This is a genomic window from Streptomyces sp. CAI-85 (assembly GCF_013363615.1).
GTDB lineage: Bacteria > Actinomycetota > Actinomycetes > Streptomycetales > Streptomycetaceae > Streptomyces > Streptomyces antibioticus_B.
Map to the genome: position 1 here is coordinate 1 of NZ_JAANNX010000086.1, position 17,812 is coordinate 17,812.

A 17,812-nucleotide genomic window follows, 5' to 3' on the forward strand; every position below is an offset into this window, starting at 1 on the left:
CCTCGGGTGATGGCTGGGCCTCGGGTGACGGCCGACGCTCGGGTGACGGTCCGCCCGTGGGTGACGGTCCGCCCTCGGGAGGCCCGCCCTCAGGTGTCGCACCGCCCCCGGACGAAGGCCCGTCCGCCGCCCCCGCCGCCGTCACAGCCCCGCCGATCGGGCCTCGCCGAGTGCCGTGAGGCGGTCGCGGAGCCGTTCCGCTTCGGCCGGGTCCAGGCCCGGGACGGTCGCGTCGGTGGCGGCGGCCGCGGTGTGGAGCTGCACGCTGGCCAGCCCGAAGTGCCGTTCCACGGGACCGGAGGTCACCTCCACGAGCTGCATCCGCCCGTACGGCACCACGGTCTCCTCCCGCCACAGCACACCCCGGCTGATCAGCAGGTCGTCGGCGCGCTCGGCGTACCGCCAGGACCGCCAGTTGCGGCCCAGCAGCACCCAGCCCCACCCGATGCCGGCCAGCGGCAGCAGCGCGAACGCCGCCCACGCGGGCCCCGCGAACAGACCGAGCGGCACCCCGACGGCGACGGCCGCGAGCCCCAGCCAGACCACCAGCAGCAACCGCCGCATCCGCAGCAGCCCGGGCGGCAGCCCGGTCCACACCGGCTCGTCCGCCGCCGTCTCCTCGCCCACCGTGCTCCCCGTCTCCATACGGCCAGCGTACGTAGGGGAGACTGGGCCCATGACTCCCACGACGGAGACCACGGTCGGGATCGGCGGGGCCGCGGAGAGCACCGACATGGTGCTGAACATCGGCCCCCAGCACCCCTCCACGCACGGCGTGCTGCGGCTGCGGCTGGTGCTGGACGGCGAGCGCGTGCAGCATGCGGAACCGGTGATCGGCTATATGCACCGGGGCGCGGAGAAGCTGTTCGAGGCGCGTGACTACCGGCAGATCGTCATGCTGGCCAACCGCCACGACTGGCTGTCCGCCTTCTCGAACGAACTGGGCGTGGTCCTCGCCGTCGAGCGGATGCTCGGCATGGAGGTCCCCCCGCGCGCGGTGTGGACCCGCACGCTCCTCGCCGAGCTGAACCGGGTCCTCAACCACCTGATGTTCCTCGGCTCCTATCCGCTGGAACTCGGCGGCATCACCCCGGTCTTCTACGCGTTCCGCGAGCGCGAGGTGCTCCAGAACGTCATGGAGGAGGTCTCCGGCGGGCGCATGCACTACATGTTCAACCGAGTCGGCGGCCTCAAGGAGGACCTCCCGGCCGGCTGGACGGCACGCGCGCGTGCGGCCGTCGCCGCGGTGCGCTCGCGCATGGACGTCTACGACGACCTCGTCCTCGGCAACGAGATCTTCCGGGGCCGCACGCGCGGGGTGGGCACGCTCACGCCCCGCGCCGTCCACGCGTACGGCGTGAGCGGGCCGATCGCGCGCGCCGCGGGCGTCGACTTCGACCTGCGCCGCGACGAGCCCTACCTGGCCTACGGGGAGCTGGCGGACACCCTGAAGGTGGTCACTCGCGGCGAGGGGGACTGTCTCGCCCGGTTCGAGTGCCTGCTGGGCCAGACCCACAACGCGCTCGACCTCGCGGACGCCTGTCTGGACCGGATCGCCGAGCTGCCGCCCGGCCCGATCAACCAGCGGCTGCCGAAGGTCCTCAAGGCGCCCGAGGGGCACACGTACGCGTGGACCGAGAACCCGCTCGGCATCAACGGCTACTACCTCGTCAGCAAGGGCGAGAAGACCCCGTACCGGCTGAAGCTGCGGTCCGCCTCGTACAACAACATCCAGGTGCTGACCGAACTGCTGCCGGGCACGCTCGTCGCGGACATGGTGGCGATCCTGGGGTCGATGTTCTTCGTGGTCGGGGACATCGACAAGTAGCCCGCGCGGACGGTCAGGCCGGTTCCCGCGGCAGCGGGTTCGCGATGCCGACCGGCCGGAGGAGCCAGGCGAAGTCGCCCAGGCCGCCCGGCGCGGTGAGTTCGGCGGCCTCCCCGGCACCCGCGAGGGCGCGGACGTAGGCCGCCGGGTCCGTACCGGCGAGCGCGAGCGGGGGGCGCGCGCCGGTGACGCCGAGGGCGCGCAGGGCGGCGCGTTGGGTGAGCAGCGGCGCGGGACCGGATGCGTGCGCCCCAGCCCCAGCCCCAGCCCCAGCCCCCGCCACCGCGCACGCGTCCAGCGCCACATGGGCCGTGATGTCGCACGAGCCGTCCGGTACGGGTGCCGTCTCGCGCCCCTCGCGGAAACCGGTGAGCGTGCCGAAGGGCGGCCGGGCGTCGGCGGTGTGGCCGTAGTCCACCGCCACCGCGAGCCCGCGCGCGACACAGGAGACGGCGGCCGCCCACGCGAGGTCCCGGGGCAGGCCGATCTCCGCGCGGAGGCCCTCCTCGGCCGGCAGCGGCCACCAGCGCGCGAGCCACTCGGCCTCCGCCCCGGAGAGGGGTTCCCCGAGCCGTTCGGTGCCGTCGTCCCGGACGAGCACCAGGCGCGGGACGCCCGCCGGGTCGACCTCGGCGACCTCCACGGGCACGTTGTCGAGCCACTCGTTGGCGAAGAGCAGCCCGGTGACCTGCGGCGGGGGCTCGCTCAGCCAGGTGATCCGGGGAGCGAGGCCCTCGGGGCGGCCGGCGATCTCGACGGCGTACGCGCGCGTGCGGGCCGCCACGTCGGCGGGCAGCGCGGCGAGCACCCCGGTGACCAGCTCGCCCCGCCCGGCGGCCATGTCCACGAAGTCGAGCGTCCCGGGGCGGCCCAGCGCCTCGTCGACCCGGCACAGCAGCCGGGCCACGGCCGCGGCGAACAGGGGCGACGCGTGCACGGACGTACGGAAGTGCCCGGCGGGCCCCTCAGGCCGCCGATAGAAGCCACCGGCACCGCTGCCACCGGCACTGCTGTGAGCGGCACCGCCGCCGTCGCCGTCCGTCCCGTACAGCGCGGCCCGCATCGCCGCACGCCAGCCGCGCCACCCGTCGGAACCGGTCCCGTCTCGCACCACCCGGACAGACTAGGCGTACAGGTGATCACGGCCTCCACCTTGCGGAGTACACGCGTCGGGGACGGATCGGCCCTCCGGTTGACCCCCGCACACATCCCGCTTCCCTACGCTGGGTCACGTGCAGCGCCTCTATGACTTCCTCCGCAGACACCCGACCGGGGTCGACGGCTTCTGGGCCCTCGTCCTCTTCGGGATCACCGCGGCCGCCGGAACCGCCGGTCAGGATCGGGGCGGCACCGACTCCACGGCGCTGCTGGTGCCGGTCGTGTTCCTGCTGTGCCTGGTCATCGCGCTGCGGCGGCGGATGCCCGAGGCGATGCTCGTGCTCGCCGCCGCGCTCGGGCTCGCCCAGCTCGTGCTGAACGTGGGGGTCACGGCCGCCGACTTCGCGCTGCTGGTGATCGTCTACACGGTCGCGGCGAACGGCGCCCGCTGGGCGTCCCGGCTCGCGCTGGTGATGGCCCTGTGCGCGGCCACCCTGGCGCAGTTGCGCTGGCCGCACGAGAACGCGAGCGTGCCGGGCCAGGTCGCGGTCATCGTCTTCCAGACGGTGCCGTTCGCCCTCGCCTGGGTGCTGGGCGACTCGATGCGCACCCGGCGTGCGTACTTCGCCCAGTTGGAGGAGCGCGCGGCCCGGCTGGAGAAGGAGCGGGAGGCGCAGGCGAAGGTCGCGGTGGCCGCCGAGCGCGCCCGGATCGCGCGCGAGCTGCACGACGTCGTCGCGCACAACGTGTCGGTGATGGTGGTGCAGGCCGACGGCGCGGCGTACGTCCTGGACGCCGCCCCCGACCAGGCGAAGAAGGCCCTGGAGACGATCTCCTCGACCGGCCGCCAGGCCCTCGCCGAGATGCGCCGCCTGCTGGGCGTGCTGCGCACCGGCGAGCATCAGGAGGGCGGCGAGTACGTGCCGCAGCCGGACGTCGAGCAGATAGAGGACCTCGTCCAGCAGTGCCGGGGCTCGGGGCTGCCCGTGGACTTCAAGATCGAGGGCACCCCGCGGCCGCTGCCCAGCGGCGTCGAGCTGACCGCGTACCGCATCGTCCAGGAGGCCCTGACGAACACGCGCAAGCACGGCGGGCCGAACGCGGGTGCGAGCGTGCGTCTGGTCTACTTCGACGACGGCCTCGGCCTGCTCGTCGAGGACGACGGCAAGGGCGCCCCGCACGAGCTGTACGAGGAGGGCGGCGTCGACGGCCAGGGTCACGGCCTGATCGGCATGCGCGAACGCGTCGGCATGGTCGGCGGCACCCTGGACGCGGGACCGCGGCCGGGCGGAGGATTCCGCATCAGCGTCCTGCTCCCGCTCAAACCGGCGCATTGACGCGAACGCGCGCCCCTCACTGACACCTGTCACGCCCCCCAGGCACCGGCCCCACGGCCCGCACACAGAACCGACCCACGGAAGAGGACCCGATGACGATCCGCGTGATGCTCGTCGACGACCAGGTGCTGCTGCGCACCGGGTTCCGGATGGTGCTCGCCGCCCAGCCGGACATGGAGGTCGTGGCCGAGGCGGGCGACGGCGTCGAGGCCCTTCAGGTGGTGCGCTCCACGGCGGTCGACGTCGTCCTGATGGACGTCCGCATGCCCAAGCTGGACGGCGTGGAGGCGACCCGGCGGATCTGCGCGGAGCCCGAGCCGCCGAAGGTGCTGATCCTGACCACCTTCGACCTCGACGAGTACGCGTTCTCCGGGCTGAAGGCGGGCGCCTCCGGCTTCATGCTCAAGGACGTGCCGCCCGGTGAGCTGCTCGCCGCGATCCGCTCCGTGCACAGCGGGGACGCCGTCGTCGCCCCCTCCACCACGCGGCGTCTCCTCGACCGGTTCGCGCCGATGCTGCCGTCCACCGGCCAGGAACCCCGGCACAAGGAGCTGGAGCGGCTCACCGAGCGCGAGCGCGAGGTCATGATCCTGGTCGCCCAGGGGCTCTCCAACGGGGAGATCGCGGCCCGGCTCGTGCTGTCCGAGGCGACCGTCAAGACGCACGTGGGCCGCATCCTGACCAAACTGGGGCTGCGCGACCGCGTGCAGGTGGTCGTCCTCGCCTACGAGACGGGGCTGGTCCGCGCGGGCGGCGGCCACGGCTGACCCGGGGGCACCGGCGGACTACCTGAGCACGCCTTCCAGGAAGTCGCTGCCCAGGCGGGCCACCACCGCCACGTCGAGCTGGTGCAGCACGTACCGCCCGCGTCTGCGCGTGGTGACCAGACCGGCCTTCTTCAGCACCGCGAGGTGCCGGGATATCTCGGGGGCCGTCATGCCCTGCGCCTGGGCCAGCTCGCTGGTCGTGTACGTGCTGCGCGCCAGGAAGCGGCAGATCCGCATGCGCACCGGGTGGGACAGGGCCGTCAGCCGCAGCGTGAGCTGCTCGACCGACGGCGGTACGGCGGGGTCGGGGGAGCCCACCGGGTAGTGCAGCACGGGCTGCCAGCCGGGGCGGTGCAGCACGCTGAGGTGCGGCCAGCCGAAGCTGGTCGGCACGAGCAGCAGCCCGCCGTCCCGCAGCGACGTGCGGCCCTCCAGCAGCTTGTCCACGACGATCCGCCCGGCGGGTTCGTCCAGCGTCACCACCGGGGACACCGCGGCCAGCGCCTCCGCCAGCCCCTTGTGCCGCAGCAGCTCGGTCTTGTGCCGGGCGTCCGCCGCGAGCTGGTGGGTGAGCCGGGCCCATGCCTCCCCGAAGAACGCCTCGTCGCAGTCCTCCAGGAAGCGTCGCACCCACGCGCGGACGCCAGGGGGGTCGTCGAACAGCCGCTGGGTGAAGCGCACCTGCTGCGGGCCGCGGTAGGCGGCCGCCTCCAGGGCGCGCGGCCGCAGCGAGCTGTCGGCGAGGAGATCGGGCGTACGGGTGTCGTAGTCGAGCGAGCAGGTGATGAACTCCAGGGCCGCGTCCACGAACTGCTCGTCCGTCAGCTTGTCCAGGAGGTCCAGCTCCTCCGCGAGCGTGGCCCCGGGGAGCACGGCACTGCCCGGCAGGCCCGCGTACGGCAGGAAGATGTCCGAGAACGTCGTCCGCCACAGGAAGTCCGCCTCGCACATCCGGTCGGCGAGATGCGGGTCGAGGCGGGCGGTCACGCCCGTGGCCCAGCCCTGGAGGCGCGGGTGGTGGCCGGGCTCGGACAGGGCGTGCAGCGCCATGCCCAGCTCGGCCAGCGGAGAGGGCACGACGGCCACCCTCTCCGGCCGCAGCCCCGCGATGTCGATGCTGACGCTCATGTCCTCATGGTGCACCCACCCACCGACAACGCCGCTACCGGCGGCCTGCCACCGTCTCCGCGCGTACGACGAAGCCGGCGACGGCCGCCCGTACGTCGTCCGCCGACCACTCCAGGCCGTCGGAGCGGACCGTGACCTCGGTGAACGACAGACCGGGCCCGCCTGCCCGCCAGGAGCCGGTGAACGGCATCACCCCGGTCTCCTCGGCCTGGAGCACCGCCGCCTCGGCCGCCAAGTCGGCCTCGTACGGCAGCCAGACCTGGAACTCGTGGGTGTGCGGCACCTCGGGGTGCACGCGCGCCCACGCCACGCCCGACGCGGCCAGCCCCTCGCGCAGCGCGGCGGCCACCACGCGCGCGTGCCGCACGTAGGAGGGCAGCCGGGGCAGCGCCCGCTCCAGGCCGATCAGCGCGGACAGGGCGGTGGGGAACTGCTGGAAGACCGCGCCGCCGTACCGGTGCCGCCAGGTCTTCGCCTCCTCGACCAGGCCGCTCGGGCCGGCGAGCGCGGCACCGCCGAAGCCGTCGAGGGACTTGTAGAACGACACGTAGACGCTGTCCGCGAGGGCGGCGATCTCGTCCAGCGGGCGGCCGAGGTGGACCGTGGACTCCCACAGGCGCGCCCCGTCGAAGTGCACGACCGCGTCACGCTCGCGTGCCGCCTCGACCACCTCGGTCAGCTCCTCCCAGGTGGGCAGCACGAAACCCGCGTCCCTGAGCGGCAGCTCCAGCATGAGCGTGCCGAACGGCTCCTCGAAGGAGCGCACCTCGTCGGCCGTCGGCTGCCGGGGCTCGCCGGTCAGCCGGACCGTGCGCAGACCGCTCACCACGGACAGGGCGTTGCGCTCGTGCACCTCGGGGTGGGCCAGCGCGTGCAGCGCCACCGCCGGGTTGCCGGTACGGCCCGCCCAGCAGCGCAGGGCGACCTGCTGGGCCATCGTGCCCGTCGGGAAGAACGCGGCGGCCTCCGTCCCCAGCAGCGCGGCGACCCGCTCCTCCAGGGCCGTCACGATCCCGTCGCCGTAGAGGTCCGTGGGCTCGTCCAGGTCGTGGACCTCGGGCGCGGCCTCCTGGAGCAGGGCGAGGCGCTCGGCCAGGGTGCCCAGGGCGGCGCCGCGCGACAGGACGCGCCCGGCCGTCCGCAGGGCCGCCCTGCGCCGCACCCGCAGCCGCTGCTGCGGCGACTCCTGCTCCTGCCCCTGACCGCTGTCCTGCCCGCCGTCCCCGCCGCTGTTCCGGTCGCCGTCCAGGTCGCTCTGGTTCGCCGTATGCGTCATGCGCGGATCATGCCGTGCGCCGGTGCGGGCGGGCACACGCATTTCCCCCGCCCGCCCCGCCCCCGCCCGCCCCGCACGGTGGTGGCGCTGCGTTGCGAGATTACCCACAGCCTGTGGACAGCCGGGTCCCCGTGGAACCGATCGCGTTAACATGACGAGAAATCGTCCGGTACCCGGAGCGGACTGGAACGGAAGGCCGCCGTCGCGTGAGTACAGTCCAACAGCCAGACCCCAGGGACCGCCCCGCGCGGCTCACCGTCGGCGTCGTCGGCGCCGGCCGCGTGGGACCCGCGCTGGCCGCCTCCCTCCAGCTCGCCGGGCACCGCCCGGTGGCCGTCTCCGGCGTCTCCGACGCCTCCCGGCGGCGGGCCGCGCTGCTGCTGCCCGACGTGCCGCTCGTCCGGCCCGCCGAGGTCCTGGAGCGCTCCGACCTGGTGCTGCTGACCGTCCCCGACGACGTCCTGCCCGGCCTTGTCGAGGGCCTCGCCGAGACCGGCGCCGTCCGCCCCGGCCAGCTCCTCGTGCACACCTCCGGGCGCTACGGCACGCGCGTCCTGGACCCGGCCCTGCGCGCGGGCGCGCTGCCGCTGGCCCTGCACCCGGCGATGACGTTCACCGGCACGCCCGTGGACGTGCAGCGGCTCGCCGGATGCTCCTTCGGCGTCACCGCCCCCGAGGAACTGCGGCTGGCCGCCGAGGCGCTCGTCATCGAGATGGGCGGCGAGCCGGAGTGGATTGCCGAGGAGAGCCGCCCGCTCTACCACGCGGCCCTCGCCCTCGGCGCGAACCACCTGGTCACCCTCGTCGCCCAGTCCATGGAGCTGCTCAGGGCGGCCGGCGTGGAGGCCCCCGACCGGATGCTGGGCCCGCTGCTCGGCGCCGCCCTGGACAACGCGCTGCGCTCCGGCGACGCCGCCCTCACCGGCCCCGTCGCGCGCGGCGACGCGGGCACGGTCGCCGCGCACGTCTCCGAGCTGCGCCGGCACGCCCCGCAGGCCGTCGACGGCTATCTCGCGATGGCCCGCGCCACCGCCGACCGCGCGCTCGCCCACGGACTGCTCAAGCCCGAACTCGCCGAGGACCTCCTCGGGGTGCTCTCCGGCGAGACACCCGGCACACCCGGCACGCACGGCACCGAAGGAGATGCCGGATGACCACCACCCTGCTGCGCACCGCCGCGGAGCTGCACGCACGCACGCGTGCGGGCCGCCGGGCCGTCGTGATGACGATGGGCGCGCTGCACGAGGGCCACGCCACGCTCGTGCGCACCGCCCGCGAGATCGCCGGCCCCGACGGCGAGGTCGTCGTCACGGTGTTCGTGAACCCCCTCCAGTTCGGCGCCGGCGAGGACCTCGACCGTTACCCGCGCACCCTGGACGCCGACCTCAAGATCGCCGAGGAGGCGGGCGCGGACGCCGTGTTCGCCCCGTCCGTCGAGGAGGTCTACCCGGGCGGTGAGCCCCAGGTCCGGGTCAGCGCCGGCCCGATGGGGGAGCGGCTGGAGGGCGCCACGCGCCCCGGGCACTTCGACGGCATGCTCACCGTCGTCGCCAAACTGCTCCACCTCACCCGGCCCGACGTGGCGTTCTTCGGGCAGAAGGACGCCCAGCAGCTCGCCCTGATCCGCCGCATGGTCCGCGACCTGAACTTCGGCGTCGAGATCGTCGCCGTGCCCACCGTGCGCGAGGCCGACGGCCTGGCCCTGTCCAGCCGTAACCGCTACCTCTCCGCGCGGGAGCGGCGCACCGCGCTCGCGCTGTCGGCCGCCCTGTTCGCGGGCCGCGACCGGCACGCCGCGCAGGAGGCGCTGCGGGCCCGCGCGCGGGAGGTGCCCGCCACCCAGGCGCGCGCCGAGGCGCTCAGCGCCATAGGCGAGTCGCGCGCGGCCGCCGACGCGCACGCCGTCGCCAAGGCCGCCCCCGGCAACCCGGCGGCCGTCCGCGCCGCCGCCCGCCAGGTCCTCGACGAGGCCGTCCGGCTGGACCCGCCGCTGGTGCTGGACTATCTCGCGCTCGTCGACCCGTCCGACTTCACCGAGATCGCGGACGACTTCATCGGCGAGGCGGTCCTCGCCGTCGCCGCCCGGGTCGGGACGACCCGGCTGATCGACAACCTCCCGCTCACCTTCGGAACCCTCGGAGCCGCCTCGTGACCAGCACAGGCATACGACTGCACGCGCCCGCGCCCGGGTGGAGCATCGCCGCGGACGTCGTGGTCGTCGGCTCCGGCGTCGCCGGTCTGACCGCGGCCCTGCGCTGCGAGGCCGCCGGGCTGCGCACGGTCGTGGTCACCAAGGCCCGCCTCGACGACGGCTCCACCCGCTGGGCGCAGGGCGGTATCGCCGCGGCCCTGGGCGAGGGCGACACCCCCGAACAGCACCTCGACGACACCCTGGTCGCCGGCGCCGGCCTGTGCGACGAGGAGGCGGTCCGGATCCTCGTCACCGAGGGCCCCGACGCCGTACGGCGGCTCATCGAGACCGGCGCCCACTTCGACGAGTCCGAGGAAGGCGGCCTGGAACTCACCCGGGAGGGCGGCCACCACCGGCGCCGTATCGCGCACGCGGGCGGTGACGCGACCGGCGCGGAGATCTCCCGCGCCCTGGTCGAGGCCGTACGCGCGCGTGGCGTGCGCACCGTCGAGAACGCGCTCGTCCTGGACCTGCTGACCGACGCGTCCGGCCGCACCGCGGGCGTCACCCTGCACGTCATGGGCGAGGGCCAGCACGACGGCGTGGGCGCCGTGCACGCCCCGGCGGTGATCCTCGCGACCGGCGGCATGGGCCAGGTGTTCTCCGCGACCACCAACCCCTCGGTGTCCACCGGCGACGGCGTGGCGCTCGCGCTGCGGGCCGGCGCCGAGGTCTCCGACCTGGAGTTCGTGCAGTTCCACCCGACCGTGCTGTTCCTGGGCGCGGACGCCGAGGGCCAGCAGCCGCTGGTGTCCGAGGCGGTGCGCGGCGAGGGCGCCCATCTGGTCGACGCCGACGGCGTGCGCTTCATGGTCGGCCAGCACGAACTGGCCGAGCTGGCGCCCCGGGACATCGTCGCCAAGGGCATCATGCGCCGGATGCAGGAGCAGGGCGCCGAGCACATGTACCTCGACGCCCGGCACTTCGGCGCGGCGATGTGGGAGCACCGCTTCCCGACGATCCTCGCCGCCTGCCGCGCGCACGGCATCGACCCGGTCCACGAGCCCATCCCGATCGCCCCGGCCGCCCACTACGCGTCCGGCGGCGTCCGCACCGACTCCCGGGGCCGTACGACCGTCCCCGGCCTGTACGCGTGCGGCGAGGTCGCCTGCACCGGGGTGCACGGCGCGAACCGGCTGGCGTCGAACTCGCTCCTGGAGGGCCTGGTCTACGCCGAGCGGATCGTCACCGACATCGCCGCGGAGTTCGCCCCCGGCGCCGCCGGCCGCTCCGGCGACGGCCCGCACGCGCGGGTGCCCGCGCCGGTCGAGCACCCCGAGCGGCCCGCGCACCCGCTGCTCGCCCCCGAGGCCCGGTTCGCGATCCAGCGGACCATGACCGACGGCGCGGGCGTCCTGCGCTCCGCCGCGTCCCTGGAGCGGGCCGCAGCCCAGCTCCAGCGGCTGCACTCCGAGGCCCGCGACGCCCTCGACGAGAACGGCAAGACGGCCGAGCCCGGCGTCGACACCTGGGAGGCCACCAACCTCCTGTGCGTGGCCCGCGTCCTGGTCGCCGCCGCCGCGCTGCGCGAGGAGACCCGCGGCTGCCACTGGCGCGAGGACCACGCCGACCGCGACGACGCCGACTGGCGCCGCCACATCGTCGTACGGCTGAATCCGGACCGCACACTCGCCGTACGCACCACCGATACCGCAGACTTCCCCCCGACCCGGCAGCACCAGCAGGAGCAGTGACAGACGTGAGCACCCCCGACCTTCCCCTCGCCCCGAACGGCGGCTGCGGCGACGGCTGTGCCTGTGGCGCCGACGGCGACCCCGGCGGCGAGGACTACCTGGAGTGCGGGCTCGACCCCGCGCTCGCCCAGCTCCTGGCCGACGCCGGACTCGACCCCGTCGAGGTCGAGGACATCGCCAACGTCGCGATCCAGGAGGACCTGGACCACGGCGTGGACGTGACCACCGTCGCGACCATCCCCGAGGAGGCGGTGGCCACCGCCGACTTCACCGCGCGCGAGGCCGGCGTCGTCGCGGGCCTGCGGGTCGCCGAGGCGGTCGTCTCGGTCGTCTGCACGGACGAGTTCGAGGTCGAGCGGCACGTCGAGGACGGCGACCGCGTCGAGGCCGGGCAGAAGCTGCTGTCGGTCACCACGCGCACGCGTGACCTGCTGACCGCCGAGCGCAGCGCGCTCAACCTGATGTGCCGCCTCTCCGGCATCGCGACCGCCACCCGCGCGTGGGCGGACGTCCTGGAGGGCACCACGGCACGCGTGCGGGACACCCGCAAGACCACACCGGGCCTGCGCTCCCTGGAGAAGTTCGCGGTCCGCTGCGGCGGCGGCGTCAACCACCGCATGTCGCTCTCCGACGCGGCGCTCGTCAAGGACAACCACGTGGTCGCCGCGGGCGGTGTCGCCCAGGCGTTCAAGGCCGTCCGGGAGACCTTCCCGGACGTGCCGATCGAGGTCGAGGTCGACACCCTGCACCAGCTCCGCGAGGTCGTGGACGCGGGCGCCGACCTGATCCTGCTGGACAACTTCACGCCCGCGGAGTGCGCCGAGGCCGTCGGCATCGTCGGCGGGCGCGCCCTGCTGGAGGCGTCCGGCCGGCTCACGCTGGACACCGCGCGCGCGTACGCCGACACGGGCGTCGACTTTCTGGCCGTCGGGGCCCTCACCCACTCCTCGCCGATCCTGGACATCGGCCTGGATCTGCGCGCGGCCGAGTAGAGAGCGGGAACCGGCCATGCTGCTGACGATCGACGTGGGCAACACGCACACCGTGCTGGGACTGTTCGACGGCGAGGAGATCGTCGAGCACTGGCGGATCTCGACCGACTCCCGCCGTACGGCCGACGAACTGGCGGTCCTCCTCCAGGGCCTGATGGGCATGCACCCGCTCCTCGGGGTCGAGCTGGGCGACGGCATCGACGGCATCGCGATCTGCGCCACGGTCCCCTCCGTGCTGCACGAACTGCGCGAGGTGACCCGCCGCTACTACGGCGACGTACCGGCCGTCCTCGTCGAGCCCGGTGTGAAGACGGGCGTGCCGATCCTCTTCGACAACCCCAAGGAGGTCGGCGCCGACCGCATCATCAACGCGGTCGCGGCGAACGAGCTGTACGGCGGACCGGCGGTCGTCGTCGACTTCGGCACGGCCACCACCTTCGACGCGATCAGCGCGCGCGGGGAGTACGTCGGCGGGGTCATCGCCCCCGGCATCGAGATCTCCGTCGAGGCGCTCGGCGTCAAGGCGGCCCAGCTCCGCAAGATCGAGGTGGCCCGGCCCCGCAGCGTGATCGGCAAGAACACGGTCGAGGCCATGCAGTCCGGCATCGTCTACGGCTTCGCCGGCCAGGTCGACGGTGTCGTCAGCCGGATGGCACGCGAGCTGGCCACCGACCCGGACGACGTCACGGTCATCGCCACCGGCGGCCTCGCCCCCATGGTGCTCGGCGAGTCCTCGGTGATCGACGAGCACGAGCCCTGGCTGACCCTGATCGGCCTGCGGCTGGTGTACGAGCGGAACGTCTCGCGGATGTGACCCGCGCGCGAAGGGGTCCCCGGGCCGACACGGTCCGGGGACCCCTTCGCGTGCGTGCACGCGTCCACCAGGGCGGATTCGGGCGCGTCGCTTCCAGCCTTTATGTCAAGTTTGTCTGATTAGCGCGTATCGTCGCGGCATGCCCACGCCCTACGGATCCCGCGGCGGCATGGCGTTCGGGACGGAGGAGCTGCGAGTGCTCCGCCGCGCCCTCGCCCTCGCCCTCCACCCCGGCCCCGTCTCCGCCGAGGACGTCCAGGACTGTCATCGCCTCGCCGACTCGCTCGACGAGGCGATGCGCGAGGCCGCCCGGCTGCGGGCCTTCCTGGTGGCCGACCTCGCCCGGTACCGCGCCGCCCTCCCCGGCACCGCCGCCGGCTACCTCACGCTCCTGGAGGAGGTCCTGGCCACGGGCCAGCGGCCGGGACCTGACGATCTGGCCGCCCTGCGCGCCCTGCGCGGCAACCCGACGGCCGCCGCCCTGCTGGACCGCTGCCAGGCCCTCGCCGAACACGACGTACGGGCCCGCCTCGCCCGCCGTACGCCCCGCCCGGCCACGTCCGCCGCCCCCCTGGTCCCCGCGTCCCGTACGCGCCTCCTGGCGCTCCCGGGGGGGCGCTCCGGCAACCACGACGACCGTGCCTTCGGGCCGGTGGGGGCGCAGGGCGAGCAGGACGAACCGGGCGAGCGGGGCGGACAGCCGCGCGGCAAGCCCGGCGAACGGCCGGCCGCGCCCGCACCGGGACCCGCCCCCGCCAAGCCCGACACCCCCCAGCCGGCGCGCCGCCCCGTCCCCACCCCGGGCGAGGTCTTCCCGCGCCGCAAGCCCGCCACGCCGCCCGCGGACCCGGAGCAGCGGCGGCTGGTGGCCGGCTGAGGCCGAGGCCGGTACCGGCCGAGATCGTCACCGGGGCGGGGCCGACACCCCGACCCCGCCCCGGTGTCCCCTTCGTCCGTGGCTACCCTGGATCCATGGACTACGTCTCCGCGCTGCTGCCCCCGGCCGTCATGGCCGTGTTCTTCATCGGACTGATCCGGGTGATCGTGAAGACCCAGGGCGGTGCCAACAAGTCCAAGGAGGACGCCGCCGTCGACGCGGCCCTCGCGCGCGCGGAGAGCGCCCGCCAGGCGTCCGCCGCCCCCGACGCCTGACCCGGCCGCACGCCGCGTACCCACGACACGAGGGCGCACGACTCCTTCCCGGAGCCGTGCGCCCTTTTTGTTCGCGTTTGCCGATGAAAGTGCACGTCCGGCACGCGATTGGCGAGATCTCCCATTATTGTTCTGAGGGTGCCTCGCCCATTGGGAGAACTCGAAGACGCGGTCATGACGCGGGTGTGGAAGTGGAACCGCCCGGTGACCGTTCGGGAAGTCCTGGAAGACCTTCAGCAGGAACGCTCCATCGCCTACACCACGGTGATGACCGTTCTGGACAATCTCCATCAGAAGGGCTGGGTGCGCCGTGAGGCGGAAGGCCGGGCCTATCGATATGAGGCGGTCTCCACCCGCCCCGCCTACGCCGCCGCCCTCATGAACGACGCCTGGGCGCAGAGCGACAACCCCGCCGCCGCACTCGTCGCCTTCTTCGGGATGATGAGTGACGAACAGCGACAGGCGCTGAGCGACGCCGTACGCATCGTCCAAGGTCCGGAAACATCCGAACCTGCAACGGCGAGTCCACGGGAGAACCCCGGCTCGGCAACGGAGGACGACGGGCGATAGCGTCCGGACATGTCCGCAGAGAGCCCCTCCGCCGAGAACGCCGAAGTCACCGGTAAAGCCATCACCGTCCGCCGGGCCCGGACCAGCGATGTCCCGGCCGTACGCCGACTCCTTGACGCGTACGTCCGCGGCCGCATCCTGCTCGACAAAGCGACCGTCACGCTTTACGAGGACATCCAGGAGTTCTGGGTCGCCGAACGGGACGACAACGCCGAGGTGGTCGGCTGCGGAGCCCTGCACGTGATGTGGGAAGACCTCGCCGAAGTGCGCACTCTCGCCGTGAAGCCCGGTCTGAAGGGCGCGGGCGTCGGACATCAGTTGTTGGAGAAGTTGCTGCACACCGCCCGCTGGCTCGGCGTTCGCCGGGTTTTCTGCCTCACCTTCGAAGTGGACTTCTTCGGCAAGCACGGCTTCGTGGAGATCGGTGAGACACCCGTCGACACAGACGTCTACGCGGAGCTGCTGCGTTCCTATGACGAGGGCGTAGCGGAGTTCCTCGGACTCGAACGAGTGAAACCGAACACCTTGGGCAACAGCCGGATGCTTCTGCATCTGTGATCGTCGGGCCCATTCCGGCCGACCCCCCTTGCCCGGGTTCCCTATGTCCGAAACGCGCACGTTTCCGGGCGGAGGGCGGGCTGCCGGGCTCCGCCAGGGGTTTGTGTTTTCTCAGCAAAAGCGGTTTGCTTTCCGACGTAACGCAGTACTGCATATAACAGGGTGCGGCTAAACGGCGGAAGCCGAGGACCCCCGGCCCTCACGTTATCGATGAAAGGAAATCCGGTGGCACAGAAGGTTCAGGTCCTTCTTGTCGACGACCTCGACGGCGGCGAGGCGGACGAGACCGTGACGTTCGCGCTGGACGGCAAGACGTACGAGATCGATCTCACCACTGCCAATGCCGACAAGCTGCGTGGTCTTCTCGAGCCCTACGTGAAGGGTGGCCGGCGTACCGGGGGCCGCGCTTCGGGTGGGCGTGGAAAGGCGCGTGCCGCTGCCGGTGGCAGCCAGGACACCGCTCAGATCCGCGCGTGGGCGAAGGAGAACGGTTTCGAGGTCAATGACCGTGGCCGTGTTCCCGCGACCATTCGCGAGGCTTACGAGAAGGCCAACGGCTGAGCGCACGCGCGCCGCAGTCGGACACGGTGGCACTCCGTCGCCAGCGTGTTCACCAGCCGTACGAGATCGGGGGCGCCCCCTGGGGCCCCCAGGGCCGACATCGTCGGCAGCGAGGACTCCACCTCGCACCCCGCGACGGGGGGCCGCACCCATTCGGCGGCCCCCTGCAATGGCCCGGCCCGTGGCGGCCGGCGGAAGGCCGGAGGCGGCGGGGCCTCCATGAACCCGCCCGCGCCGATCGCCGTGAGGTCCAGCGGCAGCGCGCCCCACTCCAGCCACTGAAGGATCCCCGGCAGCTCCTCCGCCGCGCCCGCAGCCACCAGGAGCCGCATGCGGACGCCGTCCGCCGTGTGTCCGTGCGGCGACGCCGGGCGCCCGTGCAGCGAGACAGGGAAGCCCGCCGGCGCGGTCGTGGCCGCTGCCGTGGCCGCCGTAGCCGCCGTCAGGCGTCGCAGGGCCGCGTGGCCCGCCGCCGCCGGTACGTCCAGGACGTCGAAGCGCTCGCCGGTCAAAAGTCGTACCGGGTGCCCGGGCACTGTCGCCCATCCCAGTTCGTTCTCGTACCAGCCGCGGACGTCGTCTCCGCCGCCCCCGCCCTCCTGGCTCGCCCGGCTTTCCCGGGTGAGCGGCCGTCGAGGGAGGGGCAGCAGGGGGTGCGTCGGAGGTGGGACCGGGCCAGCCATGCCAAGTGCAACCGACCGAAAGTCCTGAGAGTTACGCTGGGTGCCGTGTCGGCTGCGCAGGGTGCCGGAAAAGGGGGCGGGTGACGGTGCCGGGAGGCGCAAGGTTGTTCGCCCGTAGCGGAGGGAACCGGGGCGCAGGGCATGGAGTGTCAGTCCCGGCGGGTAAGACATGCCTAGTGGGAGGGGGCGACACGCAGAACAGGACGTCTCACGTTCGCCATCGGCGTACTGATGGTGTGGGTAACTGCCTGGCCTGCGGGAACATCGTCTCGCACCATCGGGTTGGAGCAGATGTCGGCGTTCGGGGTCAGGAGGCCATCGACGGTGTCGGCAGTTGGAATGAGCGGTCCCCGCTTGCGGGACTAAGCTGCGGAAGGACAGGGAGGGGAAGTTCCCCCCACTGCCTGACCGCTCTGAGGAGCGATTAACGATGTTCGAGAGGTTCACCGACCGCGCGCGGCGGGTTGTCGTCCTGGCTCAGGAAGAAGCCCGGATGCTCAACCACAACTACATCGGCACCGAGCACATCCTCCTGGGCCTGATCCATGAGGGTGAGGGTGTCGCCGCCAAGGCCCTTGAGAGCCTCGGGATTTCGCTCGAGGCGGTCCGCCAGCAGGTGGAGGAGATCATCGGCCAGGGCCAGCAGGCCCCGTCCGGGCACATCCCCTTCACCCCCCGGGCCAAGAAGGTCCTGGAGCTGTCGCTCCGCGAGGCCCTTCAGCTCGGCCACAATTACATCGGCACGGAGCACATCCTGCTCGGCCTGATCCGTGAGGGCGAGGGCGTCGCCGCCCAGGTCCTGGTCAAGCTGGGCGCAGATCTGAACCGGGTGCGGCAGCAGGTCATCCAGTTGCTCTCCGGTTACCAGGGCAAGGAGACCGCCACCGCCGGCGGGCCTGCCGAGGGCACGCCCTCGACGTCCCTGGTCCTCGACCAGTTCGGCCGGAACCTCACCCAGGCCGCTCGTGAGTCCAAGCTCGACCCGGTCATCGGGCGCGAGAAGGAGATCGAGCGGGTCATGCAGGTGCTGTCCCGCCGTACCAAGAACAACCCGGTGCTGATCGGTGAGCCCGGCGTCGGCAAGACCGCCGTCGTCGAGGGCCTCGCGCAGGCCATCGTCAAGGGCGAGGTGCCCGAGACCCTCAAGGACAAGCACCTCTACA

General features: G+C 73.1%; 19 protein-coding genes. 14 read left to right on the forward strand and 5 right to left on the reverse strand.

What is annotated here, in order from left to right; all coding sequences use genetic code 11:
- Positions 1–141 precede the first annotated feature (141 nt).
- The gene (locus G6W55_RS34610) at positions 142–645 is read right to left on the reverse strand and encodes a PH domain-containing protein (RefSeq protein WP_175524618.1); all 504 of its coding nucleotides are present in this window, start codon (positions 643–645) and stop codon (positions 142–144) included.
- A 31-nt stretch (positions 646–676) separates the two neighbouring features.
- Between G6W55_RS34610 and G6W55_RS34615 the strand changes: the two genes are divergently transcribed.
- Positions 677–1,828 (forward strand): NADH-quinone oxidoreductase subunit D, encoded by a 1,152-nt coding sequence (locus tag G6W55_RS34615; protein WP_175524619.1) that lies wholly within the window; start codon positions 677–679, stop codon positions 1,826–1,828.
- A gap of 13 nt (positions 1,829–1,841) precedes the next feature.
- On the opposite strand, the gene G6W55_RS34620 is transcribed toward G6W55_RS34615, so the two are convergent.
- On the reverse strand, positions 1,842–2,942 hold the full coding sequence (locus G6W55_RS34620; RefSeq protein WP_375372498.1) for an SAM-dependent methyltransferase: 1,101 nt from the start codon (positions 2,940–2,942) through the stop codon (positions 1,842–1,844).
- 118 nt (positions 2,943–3,060) lie between these two features.
- Here G6W55_RS34620 and G6W55_RS34625 point away from each other — a divergent pair, with 118 nt between their 5' ends.
- Positions 3,061–4,263 carry a sensor histidine kinase gene (locus tag G6W55_RS34625; RefSeq protein ID WP_030796048.1) on the forward strand — a complete coding sequence of 401 codons (1,203 nt, stop codon included), beginning with the start codon at positions 3,061–3,063 and terminating at the stop codon, positions 4,261–4,263.
- Between the two features lie 92 nt (positions 4,264–4,355).
- The gene (locus tag G6W55_RS34630; protein WP_175524620.1) at positions 4,356–5,030 is read left to right on the forward strand and encodes a response regulator transcription factor; all 675 of its coding nucleotides are present in this window, start codon (positions 4,356–4,358) and stop codon (positions 5,028–5,030) included.
- 18 nt (positions 5,031–5,048) lie between these two features.
- Here G6W55_RS34630 and G6W55_RS34635 read toward each other — a convergent pair whose 3' ends face one another.
- Entirely contained in the window at positions 5,049–6,158 is a 1,110-nt protein-coding gene (locus G6W55_RS34635; protein ID WP_085214599.1) for a DUF5937 family protein, read from the reverse strand.
- A gap of 34 nt (positions 6,159–6,192) precedes the next feature.
- The gene (locus tag G6W55_RS34640; RefSeq protein ID WP_254876560.1) at positions 6,193–7,434 is read right to left on the reverse strand and encodes a low specificity L-threonine aldolase; all 1,242 of its coding nucleotides are present in this window, start codon (positions 7,432–7,434) and stop codon (positions 6,193–6,195) included.
- Positions 7,435–7,640: 206 nt separating this feature from the next.
- On the opposite strand from G6W55_RS34640, the gene G6W55_RS34645 reads away from it, so the two are divergent.
- The 10 genes from G6W55_RS34645 (at position 7,641) to G6W55_RS34690 (ending at position 15,966) form a co-directional block, all read left to right on the forward strand.
- Positions 7,641–8,588: a Rossmann-like and DUF2520 domain-containing protein gene (locus tag G6W55_RS34645; protein ID WP_078634366.1), complete on the forward strand. Its 948-nt coding sequence runs from the start codon at positions 7,641–7,643 to the stop codon at positions 8,586–8,588.
- Entirely contained in the window at positions 8,585–9,586 is a 1,002-nt protein-coding gene (gene panC / locus G6W55_RS34650) for a pantoate--beta-alanine ligase (RefSeq protein ID WP_175524622.1), read from the forward strand. The genes G6W55_RS34645 and panC overlap by 4 nt, the downstream gene beginning before the upstream one ends.
- Positions 9,583–11,319, forward strand: a complete 1,737-nt coding sequence (locus G6W55_RS34655) for an L-aspartate oxidase (protein WP_175524623.1) — start codon at positions 9,583–9,585, stop codon at positions 11,317–11,319. Before panC ends, G6W55_RS34655 begins: the two co-directional genes overlap by 4 nt.
- Before the next feature lie 5 nt (positions 11,320–11,324).
- The gene (gene nadC / locus G6W55_RS34660; protein ID WP_175524624.1) at positions 11,325–12,311 is read left to right on the forward strand and encodes a carboxylating nicotinate-nucleotide diphosphorylase; all 987 of its coding nucleotides are present in this window, start codon (positions 11,325–11,327) and stop codon (positions 12,309–12,311) included.
- Positions 12,312–12,327: 16 nt separating this feature from the next.
- The gene (locus tag G6W55_RS34665) at positions 12,328–13,125 is read left to right on the forward strand and encodes a type III pantothenate kinase (RefSeq protein ID WP_030796064.1); all 798 of its coding nucleotides are present in this window, start codon (positions 12,328–12,330) and stop codon (positions 13,123–13,125) included.
- Between the two features lie 169 nt (positions 13,126–13,294).
- The gene (locus tag G6W55_RS34670; RefSeq protein WP_175524627.1) at positions 13,295–14,002 is read left to right on the forward strand and encodes a hypothetical protein; all 708 of its coding nucleotides are present in this window, start codon (positions 13,295–13,297) and stop codon (positions 14,000–14,002) included.
- A 95-nt stretch (positions 14,003–14,097) separates the two neighbouring features.
- Positions 14,098–14,277 (forward strand): hypothetical protein, encoded by a 180-nt coding sequence (locus G6W55_RS34675; protein WP_030796068.1) that lies wholly within the window; start codon positions 14,098–14,100, stop codon positions 14,275–14,277.
- A gap of 150 nt (positions 14,278–14,427) precedes the next feature.
- Positions 14,428–14,847 carry a BlaI/MecI/CopY family transcriptional regulator gene (locus G6W55_RS34680; protein WP_085214585.1) on the forward strand — a complete coding sequence of 140 codons (420 nt, stop codon included), beginning with the start codon at positions 14,428–14,430 and terminating at the stop codon, positions 14,845–14,847.
- 9 nt (positions 14,848–14,856) lie between these two features.
- Positions 14,857–15,405 (forward strand): amino-acid N-acetyltransferase, encoded by a 549-nt coding sequence (locus G6W55_RS34685; RefSeq protein WP_030796071.1) that lies wholly within the window; start codon positions 14,857–14,859, stop codon positions 15,403–15,405.
- 225 nt (positions 15,406–15,630) lie between these two features.
- Positions 15,631–15,966, forward strand: coding sequence for an Lsr2 family protein (locus G6W55_RS34690; RefSeq protein ID WP_030796073.1), 336 nt, complete (start codon positions 15,631–15,633; stop codon positions 15,964–15,966).
- On the opposite strand, the gene G6W55_RS34695 is transcribed toward G6W55_RS34690, so the two are convergent.
- Complete coding sequence (locus G6W55_RS34695) at positions 15,945–16,649, reverse strand: SCO3374 family protein (protein WP_175524625.1); 705 nt, start codon at positions 16,647–16,649, stop codon at positions 15,945–15,947. The two genes, G6W55_RS34690 and G6W55_RS34695, sit on opposite strands and share 22 nt — an antisense overlap.
- Before the next feature lie 430 nt (positions 16,650–17,079).
- Between G6W55_RS34695 and G6W55_RS34700 the strand changes: the two genes are divergently transcribed.
- Positions 17,080–17,812 (forward strand): Clp protease N-terminal domain-containing protein (locus tag G6W55_RS34700; protein ID WP_303049962.1); only part of this gene is annotated, 733 nt, incomplete at its 3' end.

What these genes read in the sequence shown, in the direction of transcription:
- G6W55_RS34615 (WP_175524619.1), top strand. Translation starts at nt 677, where the DNA reads ATGACTCCCACGACGGAGACCACGGTCGGGATCGGCGGGGCCGCGGAG.
- G6W55_RS34665 (WP_030796064.1), top strand. Translation starts at nt 12,328, where the DNA reads ATGCTGCTGACGATCGACGTGGGCAACACGCACACCGTGCTGGGACTG.
- G6W55_RS34675 (WP_030796068.1), top strand. Translation starts at nt 14,098, where the DNA reads ATGGACTACGTCTCCGCGCTGCTGCCCCCGGCCGTCATGGCCGTGTTC.
- G6W55_RS34670 (WP_175524627.1), top strand. Translation starts at nt 13,295, where the DNA reads ATGGCGTTCGGGACGGAGGAGCTGCGAGTGCTCCGCCGCGCCCTCGCC.
- G6W55_RS34685 (WP_030796071.1), top strand. Translation starts at nt 14,857, where the DNA reads ATGTCCGCAGAGAGCCCCTCCGCCGAGAACGCCGAAGTCACCGGTAAA.
- G6W55_RS34640 (WP_254876560.1), bottom strand. Translation starts at nt 7,434, where the DNA reads ATGACGCATACGGCGAACCAGAGCGACCTGGACGGCGACCGGAACAGC.
- G6W55_RS34635 (WP_085214599.1), bottom strand. Translation starts at nt 6,158, where the DNA reads ATGAGCGTCAGCATCGACATCGCGGGGCTGCGGCCGGAGAGGGTGGCC.
- G6W55_RS34630 (WP_175524620.1), top strand. Translation starts at nt 4,356, where the DNA reads ATGACGATCCGCGTGATGCTCGTCGACGACCAGGTGCTGCTGCGCACC.
- panC (WP_175524622.1), top strand. Translation starts at nt 8,585, where the DNA reads ATGACCACCACCCTGCTGCGCACCGCCGCGGAGCTGCACGCACGCACG.
- G6W55_RS34610 (WP_175524618.1), bottom strand. Translation starts at nt 645, where the DNA reads ATGGAGACGGGGAGCACGGTGGGCGAGGAGACGGCGGCGGACGAGCCG.
- G6W55_RS34695 (WP_175524625.1), bottom strand. Translation starts at nt 16,649, where the DNA reads ATGGCTGGCCCGGTCCCACCTCCGACGCACCCCCTGCTGCCCCTCCCT.